The organism is Verrucomicrobiaceae bacterium, from assembly GCA_016713035.1.
In the GTDB taxonomy this organism is placed as follows: domain Bacteria; phylum Verrucomicrobiota; class Verrucomicrobiia; order Verrucomicrobiales; family Verrucomicrobiaceae; genus Prosthecobacter.
Map to the genome: position 1 here is coordinate 651,557 of JADJPW010000003.1, position 25,597 is coordinate 677,153.

The 25,597-nt window shown below is 59.9% G+C and carries 14 protein-coding genes; 9 read left to right on the forward strand and 5 right to left on the reverse strand.

Annotation, left to right across the window (positions count from 1 at the left end; translation table 11 throughout):
- Positions 1-175: 175 nt before the first annotated feature.
- Positions 176-6,799 carry an autotransporter-associated beta strand repeat-containing protein gene (locus IPK32_13545; GenBank protein MBK8092972.1) on the forward strand — a complete coding sequence of 2,208 codons (6,624 nt, stop codon included), beginning with the start codon at positions 176-178 and terminating at the stop codon, positions 6,797-6,799.
- Between the two features lie 617 nt (positions 6,800-7,416).
- On the opposite strand, the gene IPK32_13550 is transcribed toward IPK32_13545, so the two are convergent.
- The 3 genes from IPK32_13550 to IPK32_13560 are packed head-to-tail and all read right to left on the reverse strand — an operon-like array spanning position 7,417 to position 13,248.
- Positions 7,417-8,601, reverse strand: a complete 1,185-nt coding sequence (locus IPK32_13550) for a GIY-YIG nuclease family protein (protein ID MBK8092973.1) — start codon at positions 8,599-8,601, stop codon at positions 7,417-7,419.
- Positions 8,602-8,604: 3 nt separating this feature from the next.
- Positions 8,605-10,521 (reverse strand): ATP-dependent helicase, encoded by a 1,917-nt coding sequence (locus IPK32_13555; protein MBK8092974.1) that lies wholly within the window; start codon positions 10,519-10,521, stop codon positions 8,605-8,607.
- Positions 10,522-10,554: 33 nt separating this feature from the next.
- The gene (locus IPK32_13560; protein ID MBK8092975.1) at positions 10,555-13,248 is read right to left on the reverse strand and encodes a class I SAM-dependent DNA methyltransferase; all 2,694 of its coding nucleotides are present in this window, start codon (positions 13,246-13,248) and stop codon (positions 10,555-10,557) included.
- 197 nt (positions 13,249-13,445) lie between these two features.
- Between IPK32_13560 and IPK32_13565 the strand changes: the two genes are divergently transcribed.
- From IPK32_13565 to IPK32_13600, 8 genes are all read left to right on the forward strand, one after another.
- Positions 13,446-13,727, forward strand: coding sequence for a helix-turn-helix transcriptional regulator (locus IPK32_13565; GenBank protein ID MBK8092976.1), 282 nt, complete (start codon positions 13,446-13,448; stop codon positions 13,725-13,727).
- An 862-nt stretch (positions 13,728-14,589) separates the two neighbouring features.
- Positions 14,590-15,288, forward strand: a complete 699-nt coding sequence (locus tag IPK32_13570) for a hypothetical protein (protein ID MBK8092977.1) — start codon at positions 14,590-14,592, stop codon at positions 15,286-15,288.
- A 107-nt stretch (positions 15,289-15,395) separates the two neighbouring features.
- Positions 15,396-15,638: a hypothetical protein gene (locus IPK32_13575; protein ID MBK8092978.1), complete on the forward strand. Its 243-nt coding sequence runs from the start codon at positions 15,396-15,398 to the stop codon at positions 15,636-15,638.
- Between the two features lie 125 nt (positions 15,639-15,763).
- Positions 15,764-17,938: an ABC transporter ATP-binding protein gene (locus IPK32_13580; protein MBK8092979.1), complete on the forward strand. Its 2,175-nt coding sequence runs from the start codon at positions 15,764-15,766 to the stop codon at positions 17,936-17,938.
- A gap of 6 nt (positions 17,939-17,944) precedes the next feature.
- Entirely contained in the window at positions 17,945-18,490 is a 546-nt protein-coding gene (locus IPK32_13585) for a DUF1854 domain-containing protein (protein ID MBK8092980.1), read from the forward strand.
- Positions 18,491-18,602: 112 nt separating this feature from the next.
- Entirely contained in the window at positions 18,603-20,156 is a 1,554-nt protein-coding gene (locus IPK32_13590; protein MBK8092981.1) for an HD domain-containing protein, read from the forward strand.
- A 511-nt stretch (positions 20,157-20,667) separates the two neighbouring features.
- Positions 20,668-21,051 (forward strand): hypothetical protein, encoded by a 384-nt coding sequence (locus tag IPK32_13595; protein ID MBK8092982.1) that lies wholly within the window; start codon positions 20,668-20,670, stop codon positions 21,049-21,051.
- Between the two features lie 49 nt (positions 21,052-21,100).
- Entirely contained in the window at positions 21,101-23,188 is a 2,088-nt protein-coding gene (locus tag IPK32_13600) for a response regulator (GenBank protein MBK8092983.1), read from the forward strand.
- A 3-nt stretch (positions 23,189-23,191) separates the two neighbouring features.
- Here the strand turns inward: IPK32_13600 and IPK32_13605 are convergent, their stop codons facing one another.
- Both IPK32_13605 and IPK32_13610 read right to left on the reverse strand, forming a co-directional pair.
- Entirely contained in the window at positions 23,192-24,619 is a 1,428-nt protein-coding gene (locus tag IPK32_13605) for an adenylosuccinate lyase (protein MBK8092984.1), read from the reverse strand.
- Between the two features lie 47 nt (positions 24,620-24,666).
- Entirely contained in the window at positions 24,667-25,545 is an 879-nt protein-coding gene (locus IPK32_13610) for a DMT family transporter (protein MBK8092985.1), read from the reverse strand.
- Positions 25,546-25,597: the final 52 nt, after the last annotated feature.

The following is a 25,597-nucleotide window of genomic DNA, read 5'->3' on the forward strand; positions in this document are numbered from 1 at the left end:
GTTCTAGAGAGGCGGCGGCTTGGTTGATGGGCTGGAGTTTGACCCTTCTGCCTTTGGTGATGAGGAAGGCGCTTGGCTTTGGTCGCCGTCAGGTAGAAATAGATCTTCCAAAAAGCGGCTTTTTTCGATAAAACGGGCACCCGGAGTGTCACAGCAGGGCTCCGGGTCCAACCGCATGCTCCGCTTCGCCTTCCTCTTTCTCTTTGTCGCCGTCGTTTCTGCCTTTTCGCAGGGCACAGGGCTCACGGGGCAATACTACGACACCGCGACCTTTGGCACGCTGAAGACGACGCGCACCGATGCCACGGTGAATTTCAGCTTCGGCACGGCGATCCCATCCGGCACGACGATCACGAATGCGGACACGTTTTCCATCGCGTGGTCGGGGCAGATCGAGCCGGAGTTCACCGGGCTTTATACGTTTTATGTGACGGCGGATGATGGGGCGCGGTTGTGGGTGAATGATCAGATGATCGCCAGCCGGACGTTTGCGGCGGCGGGGCCGGAAATGCGCGGGCAGGTGAATCTGGAGGCGGGGAAACGGGTGAACATCCGGTTGGAATACATCGAGCAAACGGGCTCGGCTTCGGTGAAGCTGGAGTGGTCGTGTGCGTCGCGGGCGCGGGAGGTGATTCCGACTTCGAGGCTGTATCCGGCTCGCGTGGACAAGGCGGGCGGATCGCTGCTGCGGGAGCATTGGAGCGGGATCAGCGGGGGCTTGATTTCATCACTCACATCGAACGCGAACTACCCGAGCAAGCCGGGCGGGCGCGAGTTCATCACGTCGTTCGAGTGTTTGGCGCAGGATTGGGCGGAGTCGTATGGCACGCGGGTCACGGGCTTCATCGTGCCGCCGGTGAGTGGCAGCTACACCTTTGCGGTGAGCGGAGATGAGGTGGTGGAGCTGTATGTGAGCACGGATGCGACCAGCGCGAACAAATCACTCGCGGCGAGTGTGGCCTCCGCGACGGCGTTTCGGGCCTGGGGCACGCCGTCGAGTGCCAGGACGCTTGTGCAAGGTCAGCGCTACTATGTGGAGCTGTTGCACAAAGAGAACACCGGCACGGATCATTGGTCCGTGGGCTGGAAAAAGCCGGGGGATGCGGCTTTCAGTGTCGTTCCAGGCTCGGCACTGGTGCAGCCTGGTCTAGGCACGGCGCAGCCAACAGAGGCGAACCTGCTCAACACGATGGCGCAGGATCATCCGCGTCTTTTTGCCACGGCGGAACGATTTGCGAAGCTGAAAGCGGCTTACCTGAGCCCCACGGCACCACAGCAGAAGACCTGGGCGCAAAACGCGATCAACTCGGCCAATGGCATCCTCACGGCGGCTCCGGTGGTCTATGCGCCGGATGTGCGCAGCGTGATCCTCACGCAATCACGCACCGTGGTGGATCGCATGTATAAGCTCGGCCTCGCGTGGCAGCTCACGGGCGATGCGCAGTATGCGGAGCGTGCCTGGACGGAGCTGAACACCGTGGCGGACAACACGCTCTTCCCAAACTGGAACCCCAGCCACTTCCTCGACACCGCCGAGATGACGCACGGCTGCGCCATCGGCTACGATTGGTTTTACCACTACTGGGATGCCGCACGACGCACGACGATCCGCACCGCGATCATCAACAAAGGCCTCAATCCGGGCCTGTCGCAGTTCACCAACAATGCCGGATGGTCGCAAAGTGATGGCAACAACTGGAACCAGGTCTGCACCGGCGGTCTCAGCATGGGCGCATTGGTCGTCGGCACAGAATCCGAGGCGCTGGTGGAAAACATCCTCAACCGCTCCATCAACTCCACGCGACCCTGCTGGAAGCATTTTACCACCGACAACGGTGCCTGGTATGAAGGCCCGGGCTACTGGGGCTACACCACGGAGTATGGAATGAGGATGCTTGCCGGGCTCGAATGGGTGCTGGGCAGTGATTTCGGCATCAGCAACACGCAAAATGTCTCCGAGGCTGGCTATGGGCCGATCAACTCGCTCGGAACCTCGAATGTCATCTTCAACTATGCCGATGCAGGTGCGGGCGGCGGCACTCGCGGGGCGCAGTTTCAGTGGATGGCACGGCGTTATGGCATCGCCGCGTATGATGGCTGGGAAAACACCGGCAGCGGCAGTGCGCTGAGTGCGCTGTGGTGGAATGATCACGTGGGCGTCACCGTGGCGAACAATGGTTCGGCGGCGGACATGGCCTTTCATGGTGATGCAGGCACCGCTTTCCAACCGCAGGAAATGGTGACGATGCGCGGCAAATGGAATGATTCGCGTGCCACCTTCGTCGGCACGAAAGGCGGCCAAATGGGCGCGGATCATGGCAATCTCGATGCGGGCACCTTTGTGCTCGATGCGCTCGGCAAACGTTGGTTTCACGATCTCAGCGGCGACAACTATGCGCTTCCAAACTACTTCAACGGCACATCGAGCAGCACGTCGGTGGATCGCTGGGACTACTACCGCATGAGGCCAGAGGGGCAGAACACGCTCGCCATCAATCCCGATGGCACCGCAGGCATGGTGCTGGGTGCCGTCGCACCGCTCACCGCGTATCAAAGCGAGCTTGGTGGCAGCAGCTCCTTCTCGATTCATGATCTCACGCCGGTCTACACAGGCATGAGCAAGGTCTGGCGCGGTGTGCGGCTCATGGGCGCACGCGATGAAGTGCTCGTGCAGGATGAAATCCAAGCGGCGACCGGCAAGACGGTGTGGTGGTTCGCGCATTACACGCATCCGACCACGAGTGTCGTCATTGATCCCGATGGCACCAGCGCCATGCTCACTCAGGGCGCGGAGCGTCTGTGGTGCAAGATCCTCAGCAGCAGCGGCCAATTCCAAATCATGGATGCCGTGCCGCTGCCCGGTTCGGCGAATCCGGTGACGACACCCGCGCAAAACGCCAACACCGGCCACAAGAAGCTCGCCATCAATCTCACCAACGTCACGAATACCACGCTCGCCGTGTGGTTTGTGCCTCTGCAAACCGGCGATCCGATTCCCACGACGCTGCCCGCTGTCACCGCGCTCAATACTTGGAACATCGCCGCCTCCAATGACGCGCCCATAGCCATCAGCAGCGTCGCCACGAGCAATGGCGAAAACCCGGTGGACATCGATTTGCGCAACTACATCACCGACGACTCCACACCCGCCGCGCAGATGCGCTTCAGCGTGAGCGATCCACAAAACGGCACCGTCACGCTGCTTGCCGATGGCTTCACCGCCCGCTTCACGCCGAATCCCGGCTACACCGGCGTGCCGAGCTTCAGCTTCACCGCGACGGACACCGGCGCTGATCCCCGCACGCTTCTGGTCTATGATTTTGACACTCCCGATCCGACCGATCCGACCGATCAGCCCGATGTCTCCGGCAATGGTCGCGATGGAGCCTATGACGCCATCGGCACCGGTGCCTACACGCTGCAAAGCGATGTCCCTGCCGCTCTCGGTCGTGCTGGACGCAGCCTCGATCTCGCCGAGAACGGCGGAGCCAATGCCGCGCGACTCAGCCGCACCATCACCACGACGGAGATCGACTGGGACACCAGCGATTGGACCTTCACCGGCTGGTTCAAACGCCGCGACAGCGGCAATGAGGACATGATCTGGCATCTCAACACCGGCGACGGCTTCGGCAGCGGCGAGGAGCTGTATTTGATCGCTCGCAGCACCTCCACGCTCACGCTGCATCACTATCCAGGGCCGGATGTCAGCATCGAGAGCACTGCGGCCACGCCGGGTGTGTGGCATCACTTTGCTGTCGTGCGCAGCGGCAGCACCATCAGCCTCTATTTGAATGGAGCGCTCGTCGGCAGCGATACCGCCTTCACCTTCGCCACGAATCAAACCGCGCCGCTCATCTTTGGCGGTCACACCGATGTCACCGCGACGTATGCGCCGCGCTGGTTCGATGGAAAGCTCGATGAGCTCGCCGTTTTTAGCGCCGCGCTGAGTCCGGCGGAAGTCACCACGTTGTTCAATGGCATGACCGCGCGGCATTTCGGCGGCCTCAGCACCACAGCGACGATTTCACTCTCCGCAGCACCGGTGAACTACATTTGGACCAGCTCCACGAGCGGCAACTGGTCCACCGGCACGAACTGGCAGGCCGGAACTTCGCCGACAAGCTCTCGCGGTGCCTCCGTGCAGTTCTTCACCGGGCAAACGCTCGCTGCGGGCACCACGACTGCCACCAATGACATCGCGGGCGTTCTCCAGATGAACAATCTCACGCTCGCAGGCACCAGCACTGCGGCGATCACGACCAACATCAGTGGAGGCAGCTTCCAGCTTCTCAACAACGGCACCACGCTGCCTACCGTGAACCTCGCCGGCACTGGCACAGGACTAATTTACAACATCAACACGCCAATTGTGCTCGGCTCCGACACCACCTTCAATGCGACCAACACCGGCACGTTCATCTTCAATGGCGACCTCAGCGGTGCGGGCGGCGTGATTCGCAACAGCACCAGCAGCAAACTCATCCTCGCAGGCACGAACAGCTACACCGGCGATACCACGATCAATGCGGGCACGCTGCAAATCGGCAACGACGGCACCACCGGCAGCCTCGGTAGCGGCGACGTGATCAACAACGGCACGCTGCGTTTTGACCGCACCGGCACTTTGAACGTGCCGAATGCCATCACCGGCACTGGCGGCGTGCAAATCGACTGTCCGATCAATGCGGGCACGGTCGTCTTTAGCGGCACGAATACCTTCGACGGCGGCGTGAATGTCAGCGGTGGCACCTTGCGCATCACGAACAGCACCGCGCTCGGCGATGGCACCAAGACGGTGACGCTCAGCAACGGCACCACAGGCGCTCCACACCTCGCGCTCGATGGCAGTGCCGACCCCATCGAACTGCCCGCCACCATCAGCTACAACACCAGCAGCATCACCGGAGCCATCATCAATGAAGCGGGCGACAATTCCATCCTCGGCCCCATCAATCTCACCGGCGGTGGTGGCGATACGAAGATCCTCGTCAACGGTGGCACGCTCACACTTGCAGGCAGTATCGCTCCCATCGCCACGGGTCGAAATCTGCTGCTTGATGGTGCAGGATCGGGAATCGTCGCCAGCGTGATCAGCAATGGCAGCGGCGCGAATGTGCTGCTCGGCGTGAACAAACAAGGCGCAGGCACCTGGACGCTCAGCGGTGCCAATGCGCACAGCGGCACCACCACCGTGACAGCAGGCACGCTCCTCATCGGAAATGCGAACGCTCTTGGCAGCGGCGGTTTGCAACTTGGAAACACACTCGGAGCCACCAGCATCATCGCTGGAGCTACTTTGGATCTCAACGGCCAGCCAGGCGTTAACGAGGCCATCACCGTTCGCGGCACCGGCGTGGGCAGCGTCGGCGCATTGATCAACAACAGCGCCACAGCCGCCAGCATCTCCAACGGCGTCCACAGCATCTCCACCACCGCAGGCGGCGTTCACAGCACCGTGCCGGATGTCATCCTGAGCGGAAACGCTACTGCCGTCGCCACATTAGGCCTCAGTGCGGCCAGTTTTACGATCAATGGCGGCACGACAGAATATTCCACCGCACCCACCGTCACCATCACCGGCGGAGGTGGCACCGGTGCCACCGCAACGGCCACTTTGACCAGCGGTATCGTTTCCGGCATCACCATCACGAATGCAGGTGTCGGCTACACTTCGGCTCCGACCATTGCCTTCACCGGCGGAACCGTCACGACCGCAGGCACCAATCCCGCCGGCACCGGCAACGCGACCAATTTCGTCGTCAGCGGCATCCAAGTCACCAACCCCGGCAGCGGCTACACCAGCGCCCCGAGCGTCACTTTCAGCAGCGGCACGGGAACCACAGCGACGGCAAACATGAGTGCGGTGATCCTCGCCGCGAACAGCAGCATCGGCGGCTCGGGCGATCTCTTTTTGCATCCAGGAGTCAGTGGTGCCTTTACCCTAACTAAAGTCGGCAATGGCACACTTACGCTCAACGGCACCAACACCTACTCGGGCGCCACCACCATCAGCACAGGCCGACTCGCACTCGCAGGCAGCCTCGCGAGTGCCGTCACCACCAATGCCGCGATCTTTGCCCCGCAAGGCACTCCAACTACCACTGCCAATCTCACACATGCATCCAGCGCCACCTTCCAAGTCCGCCTCAACAGCAGCACCGTCGGCAGCGGCTATGATCAACTCACCGTCAGCGGCACCACCGTCAGCCTCAATGGGGCCCTCGACCTCATCTGCGGCCCCAATCTGGCCCCCAGCAGCACCTTCACCATCCTGAACAAAACCAGCACCGGAGCCATCACAGGCACCTTCGCCGGAAAAGCCAACAACAGCACCTTCACCGACGACGGCTACACCTTCCAGATCACCTACGCTGGCGGCACCGGCAACGACGTCGTCCTCACGCTCATCACCACGCCCATCGAGCAATGGCGCTTCACCCACTACGGCAGCGTCCTCAACACCGGCACCGGCCTCGACTCCGCCGACACCGATGCCGACGGCACCAGCAACCTCCTCGAATACGCCACGGCCATGAACCCCGCGCTCAACGACGTGGTCCCGCAATCCGCCACCAAAAACGGCTCCAACCTCGACTTCATCTACACCAAGAACAAATCCGCCACCGACATCCCCTACACCGTCGAATGGAGCGATGATCTGGTGACTTGGAGCACCGCAGGCATCACCAGCACCCTTTTGACCGACAGCGCCACCACCCAGCAAATCAAGGCCACGGTGCCTGCTGGAAGTGGAGTGACGAAGCGGTTTGTGCGACTGAAGGTCACGAGGCCGTGACGCTGGAGGGCAAACACCCACCCGTCACCGTCTGGGGTCACGAAAGTTGGGCCATGAGACCCGCGAGACGCCGAAGATGCCGTGGGAGTATCTGAGCCGGTGAGTCAGAGACTCTTGTCTGCCTGCTTTCGCACGTTTTCATGGCCTTCAGCAGTTACCGCAGGCTCAGCACGAATCCCGATTTGAAAACCGACCACGCCCTCATCACCCGCGACTGGCGCTACCTCCGCTACGCCGACGGCGATGAAGAACTCTAAGACATCGCGAATGATCCTCACAAGTGGCACAACCTCGCCCGAGATGAAATCCATCGCCCCCGACTCACCGAGATGCAGCGAAGGCTGTAGGAGACGCCCGCGCCGCTGGGGAATGGGAAGAGGTGACGACTTCATGCCCCGCAAAATGCTGCCTGGAACATCGTGAACGCCCCCGTCCACATCCATGACATGCAGGCCACCCTCATGCATCTCTGCGGCATCAACCACGACTACGACGAGCGGCGGCTGAGGCGCTTGCAGGAACGCTGTTAAGCGATGGGTTTGAGCAACGTCCACCCAGGCTCGTGAGCGTGGCAGCAGCCGGGAATCCAGCGGCAGGATCAAAGGAGTGCCTTCGCGCTACTCCACCAGCTTCACCGTCCCGCTCCCGTCATCATAAACATAGTTCACGATCTCCCCAGAGATCAGCAGGCGCACGGCAGCTTCGATAGTGGATAACGGCACGCTGAACCACTCCTTCGGCGTCGAGTAGTTTCCTTCGAGGTCTTTCACCTGCACTTTGGCTGCCGCGTGATCAAAGAAGCGGTGCAGCAGGTTCTCCATCTTCGGCAGGTTCACGTTGTAGCATTGGAAGCTGCTCACCAGCGCCACGGGCGCCATAAGATAGGTGGGTTCATTCGCGGCATTCTGGATGCGGGTGTCGATGCTGCGGCGAGCGAGGCCGATCTTGTAGAGGTTCGGCACGGCTTTGATGTCGGGATGCTCGCTCAGAGAGCGCAACACATAGATGAAGCCCGCGTCTTTGTCCTCGTCTGTGACCAGCATCGCATTGAGCAGCTTCTCATCCAGCTCGGTGACACGCTTGCCGTCTTTGTAGAGTTCACTTGCGAGAGAGCGTAGCAGCATGTCGGACTCGGTGCCGTTCTCGAAGATGAGGCGCAGCCGGTTGTTCCATTTGCCTTTCTTCTCGAAGCGCTCGCCCACTTCCACCACCAGCAGCAGGATGCCGCCCAACACATAGAACTTGCCCACCTCGATCTGTTGCTCGTTGGCAAAGGGCAGCAGTCGGCGCTTCTCGGCCTTGAGTTCCTTCTGGCAGTTCTGGAACTGCTCCTCATACACCTTGAAGTCTTTGCACGGCTTCCGCTGCGCCACGTAGTCCGGGCTTTCGATGTCCTTCGCCTGCGGGACGTGCTTCAGGGTGAAGATGTCAGAGGCCCCCGAGTCAAGGCTGGCGAAGAACGGATCATTGAAGATGTCGTCTATCGTCGCCGGGGGCGGCGGCTCCTTTGGCGGTGCGACCACGTCTCCTTTCAGCAGACCGTATTCATCAAAGGGCAGCAGCCGTTCACGCTGCGCGGTGTTCTCACGGATCGCTTTCAGTCGGGTGAATAGCAGCCGCTCATTCATCCCGGTGCCCAGCTCCGTTGGTGCTGCGCCTGTGTTTTCCACGAAGCGAATGAGTTCCTGAAAGCCTTCCAGCAGCCGCTCCTCTTCGGAGGTTTGGGGCGTGCGCTTGGGTTTGACCGCTAGCAGTCCCAGATCGTCATCCGCGATCAGCTTGGCGAGTTGTTCGTCCGTCATGGCTTACTGGCCGCGTTGCTGGCGTTGTTTCTTGATGAAGATGAGGGCGGAGGCCATGCGCTGCTCTAGTGGGTCCAGCGCATTGATGTTCGGCTCACGTTGATGGGTCTGCACAAAGGCTTTGATCTTCGGGAAGAGCAAAATGGCTTCCTCATCGGTCATCTGAATGCGTGTCGCAGCGATGCAGTCCTGGATGGCTTTCAGCGTCGGCACATCCACTTGCTTCGACAGGATTTCATAAGCCCGCTGGAAGGGGTTGATGGAGTCGATCAGGTCGATGCTCAGGTCGTCAATGTTGATGAACTGCCCAGCCATGCGGATAAACCGCTTATCACCCTCATGCACAATCTCGCCACCTGCGATCACGGAGCCAACCACCACATGCTGGCGCACTTGCTCCTTTTCCTCGGCGGTGAGCTGCGGGTATTTGGTCTCGATTACCTTTGGGATGAGCACCTTGTTCAGCACTTCGGGGTCGATGGTGCCCGCAATGGCCTTCGTCACGGCGTCATCACCGAGGATGGCGGCTTTCAGGTCATTGATGTCTTGCTCAATGATCTTCTTCACGCGGTCGGTCGTCGCGCCTTTGAGTCCCTTGATGCGGATTTCACCCTTTGGCGTGTCTTCCCCGTCCTGCTTCGGCTTGAACTTGATCACTGGGGCCAGCACTTGCTCCATCAGCAGAGAGCAGGTGATGGCTTTCAGCATGTTGTTCACGGAAAGCGCCACGTCCGGCTGCTTGGCGTCTGGCTGGGCGATCAAGTTGGTGAACTGCGCGTGTTTCTTGCCCACGCTGTCACGAGTGCAGCGCCCGATGATCTGGATCACTTCCGTCAGGGAACCGCGATAACCCACGGTGAGCGCGTGCTCGCAGAACTTCCAGTCAAAGCCTTCCTTCGCCATGCCGAGCGCAATGATGAGGTCCATGTCCTCCGGCTTCTCCAGCTTGCGCAGATAACCAATCACCCGACTTCTCCGCTGCTCATCGTCATCCACGAGATCAGCCACCTTGATCATCTTGCCGTCCGACTTCCGCTTCACGTTTAGCACGCCCGTTTCTGGGTCAGCGGAGACGACATCACCAATGAGATCGAGAATGGCCCCCACCTCTCCATGCTTGTCCTTCGTGGATTCACCCGTGCGCACATGGGGGATGTGCAGGATGGTTTTCTGGTTCGTGTCTAGCACTTCACCAATCGCAGTCATGTAGCGCCCTTGGTAGAAATGGTAGCCGATGCCCAGGGACTTCAGATGTTCGTAACCGTTGAGCTGCTCGTAGTAGTTGTAGGTCACCCCGGTGAACTTCGCTTCATCCTCCGGCAGCAGCACGGGCTGGCTGTCTCCTCGGAAGTAGCTGCCTGTCATTGCCACCAGATGCGCCGAGCTGTGAGACATGATGCCGCGCACCAGTTCACCAAGCCGACTGTCTTCATTGCCCGAGACGTGGTGGAACTCATCCACCGCCAGCAAGCAGTTGTTAAAGGCGTCAGCGTCCAGCTCATCAAAGGCAAAGCGCAGCGTGGCATGGGTGCAGATGAGGATGCGCCCCTCACCTTCCAGGAACTTCTTGAAGACACCCACCTTACCCTTGTCTCCGCCGGGCGTGCAGAGGTTGTGCTCGGGTGGCACCGCCCAGTCAGCGAAGAAGCCGTGCTCGCTGAGCCTGGTGCTGTCAAAGGAGCCGCCGATGCTGCGCTCTGGCACGGCGATGATGGCCTTTTTCAGTCCCTGATGATGCAGCTTGTCCAGTGCGATGAACATTAGCGCCCGTGACTTACCGGAGGCCGGCGGCGCTTTCAGCAGCAGGTATTGAGCAACACGCGCGGCATAGGCTCGCGCCTGCATTTCACGCATCCCCATGGCGTCGGTGGAGGTGCTTTCGCCCGTCGTGGCGTAGTGGACGTGGATAAGGTCAGGCATGATTCAGAAATGAATGGTTGGTGGCAACTAGGCTTATTCTTCGGCGGTCATCTTCTCATAGAGGGCAAAGAGATGCTCCAGCCGTTCGTCGTCACTGGTGAAGGGCTTGGCGCGATAACACTTCTCCACAGTAGCATCTAAAGCTTGATGCGCGGCGAGCAGCCCCGCTGGCATCGTGTCAGGGTCGTAAAGCTGGGCGATTGTCTTCGGAAAGTGCCTCTCACGCTCCAGCAACACCTCTTGCGCCGCCACATCTAGCTCCTTTTTGTGCGCTACACTGATGTCGGGGAACGGGAAGTTGTTATAGCAGATGGTGTTAGAATAGCGGATTCGTTCTTCTAGCCGTCCTGCTACTGCACGCACCCAGGCCATGTGCATCTGGCTGGTGATAAGGGCGAAAATCCATGGCTCGGCGTGGTAGATGGCGGAAGCAGAATCCGCGACGACGTTGTCTTTCTCAAGATAGCCAAATGGAATGTATGTCCGGCGCTCTGAAGAATGTCGCGGGATAATAATTGAGGGTGCCTCCTCATGCCGAGGTTCACTAAAGCGATGTGGCGTTGACGCATCTTGCCGTGTTGCTGCTTTGGTGCTCGCCAGACGCATCGCGCGGACTTTATCGAGCCGCTGCTTCAATATGGGTATGGTCTTGAGCTTGTTAGCCTGTTCATCCGTCATCCAGAGGCAGTAGCGGTAGAAGCCATCAATATAGTCCTCGGCTCCGACAAAGCGCCTCACGATCTCTTTGCACTCAGGATACTGTTCCAGCAGTTCATCTCTTTGTTCGCGGGATAAGATCAAGTTCCCTCCATCGGTGGGGCCGCTTCCCTTTGTCATTGGCCTCAAGTTACTAATCGGCACCCGCTGTTTTGAAATGAATACATTCTTCGCATTCACCAAGTAGGCATTGATGTTTGTCACTGTCTTGGCGATGTTGTTCGCGTAGAGTGTCTTGGGGGTCACTGGTCCTTCTTGCATTCCAATGATGACACAGGTCACGCCTGCATTGCCCTTCGCGTTATTCGTCCATTTGAATGATAAGTGGGCAAAGGCAATTTCCACACCTGCGTTAAAAACGTGCGGCCAGAGCATGGCGACTTGTTCCCCTTGGCAGATCGAGTTTGTGGTCACAAAAGCGCAGCGTGCTTTGGCACTTTTCAGATAGCGGGATGCTTTGAAAAACCAAGCGGCGATGAGATCGAGGTTCTTGTAGTCCTCCACACCTTTGAAGACAACGGCCATGTCGGCTTTTTGTCCAGCATCTTGAATCGCTGAACCGAGATACGGCGGATTCCCCATCACAAAGATTTCATGCTCCTTGTCCTTCGGGCATACTTTTTCCCAATCCACTTGCAGGGCGTTCCCGCACTTGATCTTCGCTCCATCCTTCAGCGGCAATGATGCCGGAGCATTCCCAAAGGCCGCCTTGAACTCCACGTTCATTTGGTGTTCAGCAAGCCAAAGCGCAAGGATGGCCACCTCATGAGCAAAGTCGTCTAACTCAATGCCATAGAACTGGCTGACGTGAATGCCGGGAAGGCGCAAGCTGCCTTGCTTGTCCAGTGCATCTAGCTCCCGGAAGACGTCCATTTCCAGCCGCCGAAGTTCTTTATACGCGATGATGAGGAAGTTCCCCGAGCCGCAGGCGGGGTCAAAGATGCGGAGCTTGTAAAGCCGAGCGAGAAGCTTCTTGAGCTTGGTCTCGCTGCCTTTGGCCTTCGACAGTTCCTCATAAAGATCATCCAGAAACAGGGGTTTGATGACCTTCATGATGTTCGGCACAGATGTGTAGTGCATGCCCAACTCGGCACGCTTCTCGTCATCCACCACGCCCTGGAACATGGAGCCGAAGATGTCGGGATTGATTTCCTTCCAGCTCTTGGTGCCCAACTCGATGAGTTTTTGCCGGGACTTGGTGAAGAACTTCGGAATCTCCGAATGGCGCGCGTGCGTGTCATTGAACAGTCCGCCGTTCACATACGGAAAGTCGCGCAGGTGCTTGGGTGTCTTGGCCCGCGCCTTGGAATCGGTGTTCAGCGTGCGGAATAACTCCGCGAGGAAGTGCGCAAGGTCGGAACCATCAGCCTGGGTGTATTGTGTCACCGCTCCGGTGAACATGGCGTCACCGGGGAAGATACCCGTGTCCTCAGCGAAGTAGCAAAACAGCAAACGCGTGAGGAAGACATTCAACGCATGGCGTTCCTCCTTCGTCTTTGGCGGATTGTCAGCGCGAATGAGGTCGTAGAGCTTCGCCATGTGCTCTGCTGCTTTGACATCCGCCTCAGCCTCCGCCTGAAAGACGGTCTTCTCCATGCCCGCCAGCGGCAGGAAGAAGGTGTAGTGCTCATGCAGGTCCTCGATGGGGAACTCTTCCGTCTCGCCCTTCTTGGTGTCAAAAGCGGCCAGTGACTTGAAGTCTGTGGCAATGAGGAAGCGTGGCTTGCTGGCTTTGATCTTCGCATCTGCCTTTGCAGCAGCCAACGCCTGCGCGGGAGTCGCCGCCTTCAGCAAGTCGGCCCGCAGTGGCTCGAAGTAAATCTTGTCCTTCAACAGCGTGCAGCCCGGCTTCTTTGCCATGTTGATGCTGCCGCCCTTCAACCGCGAGATGATCGACTTCGAGATGCCGAAACTGGCAAGGAAATCATAGATGAAGCTCTCAGGAACGAGCTTTCCCGTGAGCGCCGTGAGCGCGTCGATGATTTCAGAGAGGTGATGGCCTTTGGGCATTCGTTATCTTTAACAGCATCCCACCACGCCTGTCACAATTTTTACCTTCGTTTGCGATCTTCCCGTGAAAAAACCATTGCCAAAACGGCCCCCGATCCCGCATACTCCGCCCTGATCGCTGCGGCATTTTCTCCTGAGTTCCAGGTGGGGCTTTTGGGAGACGGATCGACGGCGGGAAGCCTGCTCATGAAGACGCCATGCCTGCCAACCGGGAGCGCGAAGCTTACGAGTATGCCACACGGGTGTGCGGCCGGTTGCCGCGTTGTGTGCAGGCGTGCCGGGAGTGTGCGCATCTGAGCCGCTATGGCTTGCAGAAGTGCTGCGGGGTGTCGCGGGATACCATCGGGGACGTCGAAAACGGGGAGACGGTGCCAACGCTGTTCTGGGCGGCGCGGATGGCCTACGGGATGGGCATGACGCTGACGGAGTTTGTGCAGAAGCTGGAGCGTGGGGAAGACCAGGAGACAGGGAGACTTTGAGACAGGGAGACGATGAGACAGGGAGACTTTGAGACAGGGAGACTTTGAGACAGGGAGACGATGAGACTGGGAGACGATGAGACTGGGAGACGATGAGACTGGGAGACGATGAGACTGGGAGACGCTGATTCTCCCTGTCTCCCGGCTTTAGCCGTGCTCAAAGTCTCCCGGTTTTGATGGACGAAGGGCGTCGGAGATGTCCGACTAACGCTCTGCCGGGGGATGTGGTGAGATGGGCGGCGTTCCACCTGCCGACCGCGATGAAGCCGATTTTTGCTCCAACTGCCTCGTTTTCGCCTCTGGGGGCCGCTTTCCGGCCTGAAACGGGGCTTTTCCGCCCGAAAACGACGCCCCCATTCGCTGCGGGGGCCGCGCTGGACGCTCCGGGGGCGGAGTTCCCGCCTGCGGGGGCGTCGCTGAGCCTTCCGGGGGCAGCGCTCCGCCGTGCGGGGGTGCCCCCATGCGGCGCGGGGGCGGAGTTCCATCTGCCGGGGGCAGCGGTCCACGGCGCGGGGGCAGCGCTCCGCCAGCCGGGGGCGGCCCCCATTTGCGCCACCGAAGCCCCCGCCGCCCGCAGCGGAGCCCCCGCAGCGCGGAACGGACACCCCGGAGACGAGACCGGGAGATTTGGAGACAAGGAGAGGGGGAGATTTTTGCGCTCCGCGCTTCTCCTGGTCTCCCAGTCTCCCGGCGCATCCGTGATGCCAGTATCGCTGTCTTGGCCGCAGGCCAGTCTCCTCGTCTGCCTGTCTCCCCATCTCCAAGTCTTCCCCCTATGAACTGGAACCACTCCACCTGGGACAGCGGGTTTTGGGACCAGCCGTCCGACTACTTTTCACCTCACCCTCAACCCAACTCCAAAGTGAAACGCCAAGACTACTTCCCCAGCCGCATCGGAGACCAGGTCAACTGGCTCGATAACTACGCCGCCAAGCTCCCCATCCACGGGGCTACGCTCGGCGTCATCGCGGGCGACATCTCCGCCAGCGTGAACGACGCGAAATATGCGAACTACGTGCTCGGCACCTGGCTCACTGCCGTGCGAGCATTTTCGCCCAGCACCACGGATGCCGTGGATGATGTGCTCACGGGCGGCGGCACCGGCGCGATGGTGCTGCCCACCTTCACCGCGCCTGCCCTGCCTGCCGGAGTCACGGCAGCGATCCCTGGCACGCTGAACCGCATCTTTGCCCTCATTTCCAAAATGAAGCTCAGCGCGGGCTACACGGAGGCCATCGGCACCGATCTGGGCATCGTGGGTGCGGCGGCCACGGAGAAGGCGCTGCCAAAGTTCAGCGCCGACCTGCTGCAAGGCGCGGGCTGCCAGTGCGTGAAGCTGACCTTCGCCAAATACGGCCACATGGGCGTGTATATCGAGAGCCGCCGTGGCACGGGTGCGTGGGAGTTCCAAGCCATCGACACCGAAAGCCCCTACATGGACGAGCGCCCGCTGCTGCAAGCCGGAACCCCCGAAGTGCGCGAATACCGCCTGCGCTTCTGGGACAAAGGCACGCCGAACGGCGACTGGACCGATGTGGTGAAGGTGACGGTCTCGCCCTGACGGGCGGGTTCTTGGTTCGGTGTTCTTTGTTCCTGGTTCCCTGAGAACAAGCACCGAGCCAGAACCAACCAAGAACAAGGAACCATGAACCCAGAACAAAAAACGCCATGCCCTTCGATCCCACCAAACCCGCTAACAATGCGCCGCTCTCCAGCGCGGAGATGCGCTCGCAACTCACCGGCCTCAACGACAACATCACCAATGCCGTGAACGCCGCCATCTCTGGCACCAGCGCCAACAGCAATGGCGTGAGCACGCTGAACCTCATCATCAGCGATCCACCCCAACAGTGGGAGGTGCAGCAGATGGCGGACAAAATCGACGAGCTGATCAATGCCCTGCGGCGGTAGGGCCGAGCGGCGATTGCGATTCCATTTTCTCTCGAAAATCAGAATGAAGTTTTTTGCGGCGCTGCTGTCATAAGGTGCCCGTGTCTCACTCTCCGTCTTCTCCTCCCGCCGCTATCATCCAGGATGTGCCTGAATCGCTCCGTGCCGCTGCTGCTAGCATCGCTCCGCGTGTTTTGTTCTCTTTACCGGGGGATTTGACCCACCAGGGGGCTCCGGCGCAGATGTGGCTGGTGGTGACGGATGAGGCGGTGCATGTCTTTGACGAAAAATCCGAGCAGGCGGCCTATGAGCTGAAAAAAGCGGATAAGGCACGGCTGCTGCAGACGGTGGGCAGTGCGTTCATTCAGCTCCGTATCGCGGGGGTGTATGTGGATGTGCTACGCATCAGCAATGGCCTGCGGGAGCTGCATGGGCGTGGGGTGGCGCAGATCCGCCGCTTGATCGCGGGGGATGATTTTCAGCCGGATGCGCTGCGTAGCCAGAGTGAGACGATCTGCGGTGCCTGTGCGCTGCCGCTGCCTGCCGCGAAGGCTCCATGCCCGCGCTGTGCGAATAAGGGCGGCATTTTCCGCCGCACCTTCACGCTGATGCGGCCGTATTGGTCGTCGATCCTGCTTTTACTCGGGGTGATGGTCGCGGGGGTGTGCCTGGACCTCGTCCCGCCGCTGCTGACGCGGAAACTGGTGGATGAGGTGATCACGCCCCGCAAAAACATGGATTGGTTGCCATGGATACTGGGCGGTCTGGTGGCGGCGAGCACCTGCCGCATGCTTTTGAATATCGTGATTGGCCGGACGAGCAGTTTTGTGGGCACGCGGATCACCAAAGAGCTGCGTGAGCGGGTGCAGGGCAAGCTGCTGGGCCTGAATGTGGACTACTACAACCGCCACAGTGCGGGCAGCCTCATGAGCCGGGTGCTGAATGATGTGGATTACTTCCAGGGCTTTGTGAGTCAGATGGCGCAGGGCTTTTTGCTCAATGTGCTGCTGGTGATGGGCATCGGGACGACGCTGTTTGTGATGAACTGGAAGCTGGCGCTGTGGGTGATGATTCCGATCCCTTTTGTGCTGCTGGGCACGGCGGTGTACTGGAATGTGATCTACCCACGCTACTACCGTGTGTGGGATAGTCAGAGCAAGATGGCGCAGTCGCTCACGGGCCTGCTACAGGGCATCCGGCTGGTGAAGGCCTTTGGCCAGGAGGAGCGGGAGAAGGCCCGTTTTGCGAAGACGGCGGGTTATGTGCAGACGGCCAAGCGCTCGCTGGAGATGAGTGCTGCGACGTTCAATCCGATCATGGGCTTCATCTTCGGGCTAGGAGGCCTGATCGTGTGGAATGCGGGTGGTCGGGATGTTTTGGCCGATAAAATCAGCCTGGGCACGCTGATGGCCTTCTTTGCGCTGCTGGGCATGTTTTACAGCCCGGTGCAGGCGCTGAGTATGTTTTCGAGCTGGCTCACGGGTTTCATGGCCGCTGGTCAGCGTGTGTTTGAGGTGCTGGATAGCACCAGCCAACTGGAGGAGCCTAGCGAGAGCCGCCGCCTCACCGCCCTCCAGGGCAGAGTGGAGCTGAAGAACGTGACCTTTGGTTACGATCCGTATGCTCCGGTGCTGAAAAATGTGAGCCTCACCATCGAGCCGGGGCAGTTCGTCGGCATCGTGGGCAAGAGCGGCAGCGGGAAGACGACGCTGGTGAATCTGATCTGCCGCTTCTACGATCCGCAGGAGGGCTGCGTGCTCATTGATGGCGAAAATGTGCGTGAGCTCGGCACGGATGCGCTGCGGGAAAATATCGGCCTCGTTTTGCAGGAGAGTTTCATGTTCCGTGCCAGCATCGCGGAAAACATCGCCTACGGCCGACCTGATGCGGCACCGCAGGACATCATCCAGGCAGCGAGGGCGGCGAATGCGCATGACTTCGTCGCCCGCAAGGCGGCTGGCTACGACACGAAGCTAGGTGAGAACGGCGCAGGACTCTCTGGTGGCGAAAAACAGCGCCTGAGCATCGCACGGGCGCTTTTGACCGATCCGGCCATCCTGATCATGGATGAGGCTACCTCCGCCGTGGACACGGAAAGTGAGCAGGAAATCCAAAGGGCACTGGCTCGCGCGTGCAAGGGCCGCACGACGATCGCCATCGCCCACCGCCTCTCCACGCTGAAAAATGCCGACATCATCCACGTCATGGATGAGGGCCGCGTGGCGGAAAGCGGCTCCCATGATGATCTGATGGCCAAGGACGGCATCTATGCACGCCTGGTCAAAATCCAAACGGAGCTCACACGGCTCGAAGCAGCTTAAACAACCATGAATGCGACCAATATCATCTCTTTGCCGCCCATCCCAGGCACCGTACGCTACCTCGCCCCTGCGACGACGGAGCTGCGGCGTGGCGCTCATGGCACACTAAACTGTGACATCGCGGGGGACCGTGTGTACGAGGGTGTGACGGCGGTGCGGCTGTTTCCGATCACCTTGGGCGACCAATTCATCTCCCTGCGCCACACGGACGAAAAGGACAAGGACCACGAAATCGGCATCATCGAGCGGCTGAGCGAGTTCCCAGCAGAAACAGCCCGCGAGGTGCTCTCCTGCCTGAATGCGCATTACCACGAGCGGATCATCCAGCGCATCTGGAAGATCAAACACCAGTATGGGCAGCTATTCTTCACCGTGGACACGAATGCGGGCAAAACTGAGTTTGTGATGCCCTGGCGCCATGACCGTGCGGAGGAATATGGCAGCAAGGGCCGCGTGTTGCTCGATTCACTGAACAATCGCTACCTCATCCCCGATTTGGAGGCACTCGCCCCGAAGGAGCGGCATAAGCTGCTGACATATATCTATTGGTGAGTAACAAAATGTACACGCACGGAATAGGGGCTGGCCCTTGTGCAAGCGGCAATCGCGTTCAAGGATACGACTCCCCTGCCCTGCTGCGATGCATCCGCAGGCACGCCCCCTTATGTCTGATCTCGCTGCCAAATCCTCCCCGTCGCCTGAAAATGCCGTGATTTACGTCGGTGCCGCCTCTGTCGCCATGCTCATCGGAGTATGCGGTGAGGATGGTGGACCGCTGAGGGCTATTGAGCACCTAGATAGGCCGCTGCCGCTGGCGCGGGACATCTTTCGTGGTGGCGGCATCACGCGTGCGACGATGGAGCAGGCGGTGAGCATCATGCGTGATTACCTACTCGCGACACGCGAGTACGGCATCCCCGCAGCCCAGGTGCGTATTTTCACCACCAACATCCTCGCCGAAGCAGCGAACCACGAGATTTTCCTCAATCGCCTCCAAATCCAGACCGGCGTATCCCCCGCACTCATTGATGACGGGAATATGACCCGCTTAGTCTTCCAGATCGCGCAGCGGCTGCTCCAAAGGAACCCGCGATTGGCAGAAGGACACACGTTTGTGACCCACATCGGCCCAGGGAACACCCGTGCGATGTATTTCAAGCAAGGACGGCTCGCTGCGTATTCAAATTACCGCCTGGGCATCTTCCGGGCACGCGAGGCGGTCTCTGGCAGTGACGAAACGGCCCCCCAGCAGATGATGCACCTCGAAGAGCAGATCCGCGGCGTGGTGGATCATCTCGCGCAGGACTACTCTGGCAGCCGGATCGACCACCATGTGGCCATCGGGGCGGAAATCCAGAGTGTGGCCCCGAAACTGGCGAAAGAGCGCCAAGGATCCTTCCAACTGCGAGAAGACGACCTGGCCCGATTCACCGAAAAAGTGGCCCGCATGACGCCAGAGCAGCTCGTGCGTGAGCTGCATGTGCATTACACAGGTGGAGAGGGCATCGTACCTGCCCTCCAGACGAATCTGGCCCTCGCACGCCGATTCGGCGATGAATCCCTGTGGGTGCCGGTGGGAGATTTCAGCACGGAGCTGATGACGGATCTCATGACGGCAGGATCACGCACGGAGGTCTTCCAGGAGGAGGTGCTGCAGTCCGCCAGCGAGATCGGCCTACGCTACAAAACGGACCGCAAGCATGCGGAGCATGTCACCGGCTTTGCACAGCAGCTTTTCCGCGAGTTGCAGCATCTGCACGGCCTAGATCCGAAGTTCGAGCTCGTGCTCTGCGTCGCCGCCACGCTGCATGATGTGGGCATGTTCATCAGCCCGCGTGAGCATCACAAGCACAGCCTCTACATCCTGCTGAACACAGAGATTTTCGGTCTCAGCACTCTGGATCGGGAGTTCGTAGCGCTGCTGGCACGCTACCACCGCCGCTACAATCCAGAACCGAGCCACCCCCACTTCGCCGATCTCAGCCGCGAAGACCGTATGATCGTGCTGAAACTGGCCGCGCTACTGCGCATCGCCGATGCGCTAGACCGCAGCCATGCGCAGCGCATCCGCAGCATCCAGCTCCGCCCAGATGGCCCCCGTCTGCGCATCCTCACCCAGGGCGTCGATGACACCACGGTGGAGCAAATGGCCATCGACTCGAAGTGCGATCTCTTCCGCGAGATCTATGGCTACGAGATTGTGCTGGCGAAACATTGATCCAATACGCCTCCCCTTTGAGCTAGCTGGCCAAATGGCCCAAAGTCCTCATTCAGAGGAAGAAGAGCCATATAGCGGGGTTTCCATGCTTTTTTGTATGGTCGCATCATCGCCAATGAGGAGGTGATTCTATTGTAAATTGAGAAAAGTGTAATTTTATTCAAATAATTATGGTAGATTACATAAGTTATATTAAATTTGATTGTTTCCACACTTTCTCGACATGCCAATCACCTTCTCGTTTTCAAGCCAACGCTCCTCGCAGCCCATCTCTGCGGGGTGGGCTGCTACGGAGACTGGGGTGACCGCAGAAAGAGATTCGTCAGCGCCGACCTCCCCTCCAACCACTCAAATCGAGTCACCCGCACGGGCCAATATGTTATTCGTCCCACCGAAACACCTTTCCCAGGCTCCCAAGCAACCATTTTCCAGTTCGCCCTCTGGCCCTGGTCCATACGGAGACGCCCTTTCCACCCAGACTCTACCCGTCCAGCCGAGGCGCCTCCATGATGTGCCACAGCCCAGTTTTGCCGATGAGCAGAGCGATGCCAATGCGGCGACTACACCCTTGTTGAACCCGCTCAGTCGGCACATGCACCTCGCAGAGCCCGAAGAGCCCGTCCCGCACCTTTCTGATCTGGCCAGCCAGATGGAGCAGTTGCGGAATGATTTCTTCTCCGCAGTGACGACGATCAGTGCCCTGAGTGATCGTGTCGAGCGGCTAGAGAGCCGACTCCACACGGTGCAAAACGCAGCCACCACGGCCATCACCACCCTACGCGAGGAGATCGGGCAATGGATCACTCACCACATGGATGCCGCCGTGGAGCAGCGCATGCGAGCTGTGTGGGAGAAGTATCAAGCCCAGACCACCAGCAATCCGACCACCGTTTAGGACGCCGTCCCTAGCCACCCGCCCCTCCCGCACTCCCACACCTCCCGATATGGACACGCTCCGACTCCGACTCCTCCTGCCACTCTGGCTTTTCGGCTTCCTACCTGCGATGGGTGCCACAACACTGATGGGACGCCCTTTGGACTGGTTCTGGAGCACGAGTGGCCTCCTGCTCGCCTTGGGGGTGCTACTTGGGGCCTATCTCATCACTGGATTCATGCTGCGGCCTGCCAAATCGATCATGACAGGTGCAGGCTCCGTGCTACGCGGCGTGCCACCATCGAATGAAGTGGCCGAATGGCTGCCCTCCGACTTCTGGAAGCTGCGCTGCGACATCAACATGATCTTCACCAAGCAGCGCCAGGCGCTGAACGCCGCCGAGCAACACGCCACCCAGACCGCACAGCGCCTCCTCAATGCTGAGCGGCTCCTGCGTGAGGCTTTCACCGCTCTCCAGGGCATCTTTAATGCCAGTGAAGACGGTGTAGCTGTGGTGGATGCCCAGGGCTCCATCATCGCCACCAATGCACGGCTCGATCTATTCCTGGGGCGTCCTGTCGAGGAAGTCGCTGGCCGTGATGGCAAAAAACTGCTCTCCGCCTTTGTGGATAGCTTTGCAGATCGGCAAACGGTGGCTGCATGGCTGGAAAAAGTCACCTCCCAGCTCGACACGACCGATCAGAGCCCTGTCCTGAGCACCTCTGCAGCCGATGGCCGCGTCCTCAGCCTCCGCGTAGCCCCCATGACCACAGACTCTGGAGAGATCCTGGGCCGAATCTGGCTGATGAAGGACCACTCCCACCTGCATGTGCTGGAGCGTCAATTGCGCGAATCCCAGAAGATGGGCACCATCGGCCAGCTCGCTGGCGGTATCGCGCATGACTTTAATAACCTGCTCACCACCATCCGGGGGAATCTCACTCTCGCAGAGCTCACTCCAGCGTCCAATGCTGGTGCTGTTCGCGACAAGCTACAAAGCGCCTCCCATGCCACCCAGCGTGCCGCAGATCTGGTGAAGAGCCTCCTTGGCTACTCACGCACGGGATCACGCTCTGGAGCCGGCACTTCCTCTGCGAGAAAAAGTGTGAACCTGAAGCAGCTCCTCGCAGACGTGCAGCAGCTCCTGAAGCACAGCGTGGACTCCTCCGTCACCATCCAGATGCGTGCAGGTCTAGATGACTCCCAGGTACACGCGGACTCCTCACAGCTCCAGCAGGTGATGCTCAATCTCTGCCTCAATGCCCGCGATGCCCTACCTGTGGACGGCGGCATCATCGAAATCGCCGTGGAGAACGTCACTCGCGCCATGCGTGGCAGCGAGGCACGCGACCACGTCATGCTCGTCGTTCGGGACAATGGCCACGGCATCTCTGAGGAGCACCGTCAGCGCATTTTCGAGCCCTTCTTTACCACCAAGCACGCCAGCAAAGGCGCAGGACTCGGACTCGCCACAGCTCAGGACATCGTGCGTGAGCATGGCGGCTGGATCGAGTTCGACTCGGAGCCAGGACGCGGTAGTGAATTCCGCATTTACCTCCCACGCACCCAAGTCGTCAGTGAATCTGCCCTGCCGCAGATCAGCGGTAGTGACGCTTACGCAGGTGCAGACACCATCGCGGCCCCGCTCGGCATGCAGACCACCATCCTCGTCGTCGATGATGAGGCTCCCGTGCGCTCCATCGCGGCGAACATGCTGGGCTTCCTCGGTTACCGCGTGCTCGAGGCTGCTGATGGCCAGCAGATGCTCGACATCTGCCTCCAGGGCCGTGAAAAAATCGACGCCATCCTGCTCGACATCTACATGCCCTTGCTCAGTGGGCGAGAGGCCTTCAAGCAACTCCGTGCCGCCTCCAATAACACGCCTGTGGTCGTATGCAGCGGCTTCATCATCGACCCAGATGAGTTCATGCTCCTCAGCCAGGGACAACCGCCGCCCGTGGACATCATGCTGAAGCCCTATGCTCTCGATTGCCTCAGCAAAGCGCTCGCCAAAGCTGTCGGAGCCCCCGGTATGGACTCTGCCACGCGCACATCACCTCCGCAGGCCACCACCGCCGCCATGCCACGCCTCGTGGACATGATCGATGACGTGGCAGCTCCAGTGCGTGAATCCGGTCGTCCCATGCTCAGCGCATAAGCTTCACAAAATCACCCCAGGCTGATACTGCGCTGCATCAGGATACTTCGCTGCGATCTGTGCCACACGGTCAGCAAAGGCATCCACTTGCTGCGGTGCATCCCCAGTGTTCGAGCGGCCAGCCTCCACGATTCGGTCCATATCGGCCTGTGAGAGCGAAAGCGCCGGATCATTCACCAATCGCGTGAGCAGGTCATTTTCACGCACTTTGCCCGTGCGCATATCGCGGGCCACTTGCACAGCGTGGAGCTTGATCGCCTCATGCGCGGTTTCGCGGCCAGCGCCAGCTTTCACAGACTCCATCATCACCGTCGTCGTCAGTAGGAATGGCAAATAGCGCATCAGCTCCTGCTCGATCACGGATTCAAAGACCTCCATCTGCCCGAGGATCGTCAAAAACGTCTCCAGCAGGCCATCCAGCGCCAAAAAGGCATCTGGCAGCATCACACGCCGTACCACGGAGCAGGACACATCACCCTCATTCCACTGGTCACCGGCCAAACCGGCTGCCATGGCCAAATAACCCTTCAAAATGACGTGAAGTCCGTTCACACGCTCACATGAGCGGCTATTCATCTTATGCGGCATCGCAGAGGAGCCGACTTGGCCTTTGGCAAAGCCCTCACTCGCCAGCTCATGCCCCGCCATCAGACGCAGCGTGCGGGCAAAGCTGCCCGGACCGCTCGCGAGCTGGCAAAGTGAGCCCACCACCTGCAAATCGAGGCTGCGTGGGTACACCTGCCCCACAGCGCCAAAGGCCGCAGGCATGCCTAAATGATGCAGGATGCGGCTTTCCAGCTCAGAGGCCTTTTTCGCATCCCCATTAAAGAGTGTGATCTGGTCTAGGCGAGTGCCCACAGCGCCTTTGAGGCCGCGTGCGGGATACGTCGCGATCACATTCTCCAGATCACCAAAGGCCAGCAGCATCTCCTCACCGAACATGGCGATGCGCTTGCCCAGCGTCGTGGCCTGCGCAGCCACATTATGCGTGCGGGCCGTGAGCGGGATGTCACGCGTCTGCACCGCACGGTTCGCGATGCCTGCTAGCACGGCCACGGCCTTTCGGCGGCTCTCCTCCAAAGCGCGGAAGACCTGGAGCTGCTCCACATTTTCCGTCAGGTCGCGGCTGGTCATGCCTTTGTGGATGTGCTCATGCCCGGCTAGATCGCAGAACTCCTCGATCCGCGCCTTCACATCATGCCGCGTCACACGCTCACGGCGCATGATGCTGGCCACATCGATCTGGTCCTTCACCTTTTCATACGCCTCGATCACGCCCTCTGGCACCGGGATGCCCAGATCACGCTGCCCTTTCAGTACTGCGATCCAGTAGTCGCGTTCGAGGCGGACTTTGCCCTCTGGAGACCAGAGAGCACGCATTGGGGCGGTGGCGTAGCGTTCAGCGAGGACGTTCGGGATAGAGTCAGACATGGGGAGGCCGATTTTGAATGACGAATGGCGATTGTCGAATGCTCAAATCACCGCCCACGCCCACCCACCACCGTCTGAAAGCCACCCCACAGCACCAGCAAGCCCCCCAGCATCTGCAAACCGGTAAATGGCTCTGCGAACAGCCACATGCTGCACAGCGTGATGACCAGCGGCACCGCATTCTGAAACGCCCCACCCGCCGCCACCGACAAAAAGCGAAAACCCTCCGTCATCGCGAGCTGCCCCACCGTCGCACACAGCGCCGCGCCACACAGCAGCGCCACATCCAGCCCGCCCAGTGATCCCAGATGCCCCCAGGCCAGCGGCAGTGACAGCAGCAGTGCGTAAATGCATTGCGAAGCAAAAATCGTCGCACTCGACTCCGTCCGCGTCAGTTGGCGGATCACCACCACCACAGCCGCCGCCAGCACCGCACCGCCCAGGGCGATCATTTCATACTTGCCGAAAACGACCAGCGCCCCCGGCGTCATCCCGGTCAGAAATGAGAGCCCCAGCAGCGCTAGGACGATGCCCAGCACCTGCACCACACCCAGCCGCTCACGTAGCACCCAGGCAGCCATCACCGCGGCAAACACACACCAAGTATTCCCGATCAGGGTCGATTTCCCCGCCCCTAGCGGACCAATCGTCAAATAATACGCAGCCGTGCCTAGCGCTCCCAGGACACCGCGTGAGGCCAGCAGCCAGCTCTGAAAACTGCGCATCAGCCGCAGCGTCCCTGACGACGAAAAAAACAGCATCGTCACCAGCAGCCCTAGGCCAGCACGAAAAAGCAGCAATACCCAGCCATCCACCATCCGCTGCGAGGCCAGCACCTTCAGCAGCAGCGCATTCCCCGTAAAACACGTCAGCGACAGCACCATCCACCACGCCCCGAGGACGGGCTTGTGCTGTAGAGAATTCATTTCGCGACTCATGCAAAGACCGCATCCCCATGCCGCCGCTAGCAAACATCGT

Bases quoted from the DNA above. Each gene is read 5' to 3' on its own strand.
- IPK32_13545 (MBK8092972.1), top strand. From the start codon at position 176: ATGCTCCGCTTCGCCTTCCTCTTTCTCTTTGTCGCCGTCGTTTCTGCC.
- IPK32_13550 (MBK8092973.1), bottom strand. From the start codon at position 8,601: ATGACGGACGAACAACTCGCCAAGCTGATCGCGGATGACGATCTGGGA.
- IPK32_13555 (MBK8092974.1), bottom strand. From the start codon at position 10,521: ATGCCTGACCTTATCCACGTCCACTACGCCACGACGGGCGAAAGCACC.
- IPK32_13560 (MBK8092975.1), bottom strand. From the start codon at position 13,248: ATGCCCAAAGGCCATCACCTCTCTGAAATCATCGACGCGCTCACGGCG.
- IPK32_13565 (MBK8092976.1), top strand. From the start codon at position 13,446: ATGCCTGCCAACCGGGAGCGCGAAGCTTACGAGTATGCCACACGGGTG.
- IPK32_13575 (MBK8092978.1), top strand. From the start codon at position 15,396: ATGCCCTTCGATCCCACCAAACCCGCTAACAATGCGCCGCTCTCCAGC.
- IPK32_13585 (MBK8092980.1), top strand. From the start codon at position 17,945: ATGAATGCGACCAATATCATCTCTTTGCCGCCCATCCCAGGCACCGTA.
- IPK32_13590 (MBK8092981.1), top strand. From the start codon at position 18,603: ATGTCTGATCTCGCTGCCAAATCCTCCCCGTCGCCTGAAAATGCCGTG.
- IPK32_13600 (MBK8092983.1), top strand. From the start codon at position 21,101: ATGGACACGCTCCGACTCCGACTCCTCCTGCCACTCTGGCTTTTCGGC.
- IPK32_13605 (MBK8092984.1), bottom strand. From the start codon at position 24,619: ATGTCTGACTCTATCCCGAACGTCCTCGCTGAACGCTACGCCACCGCC.
- IPK32_13610 (MBK8092985.1), bottom strand. From the start codon at position 25,545: ATGAATTCTCTACAGCACAAGCCCGTCCTCGGGGCGTGGTGGATGGTG.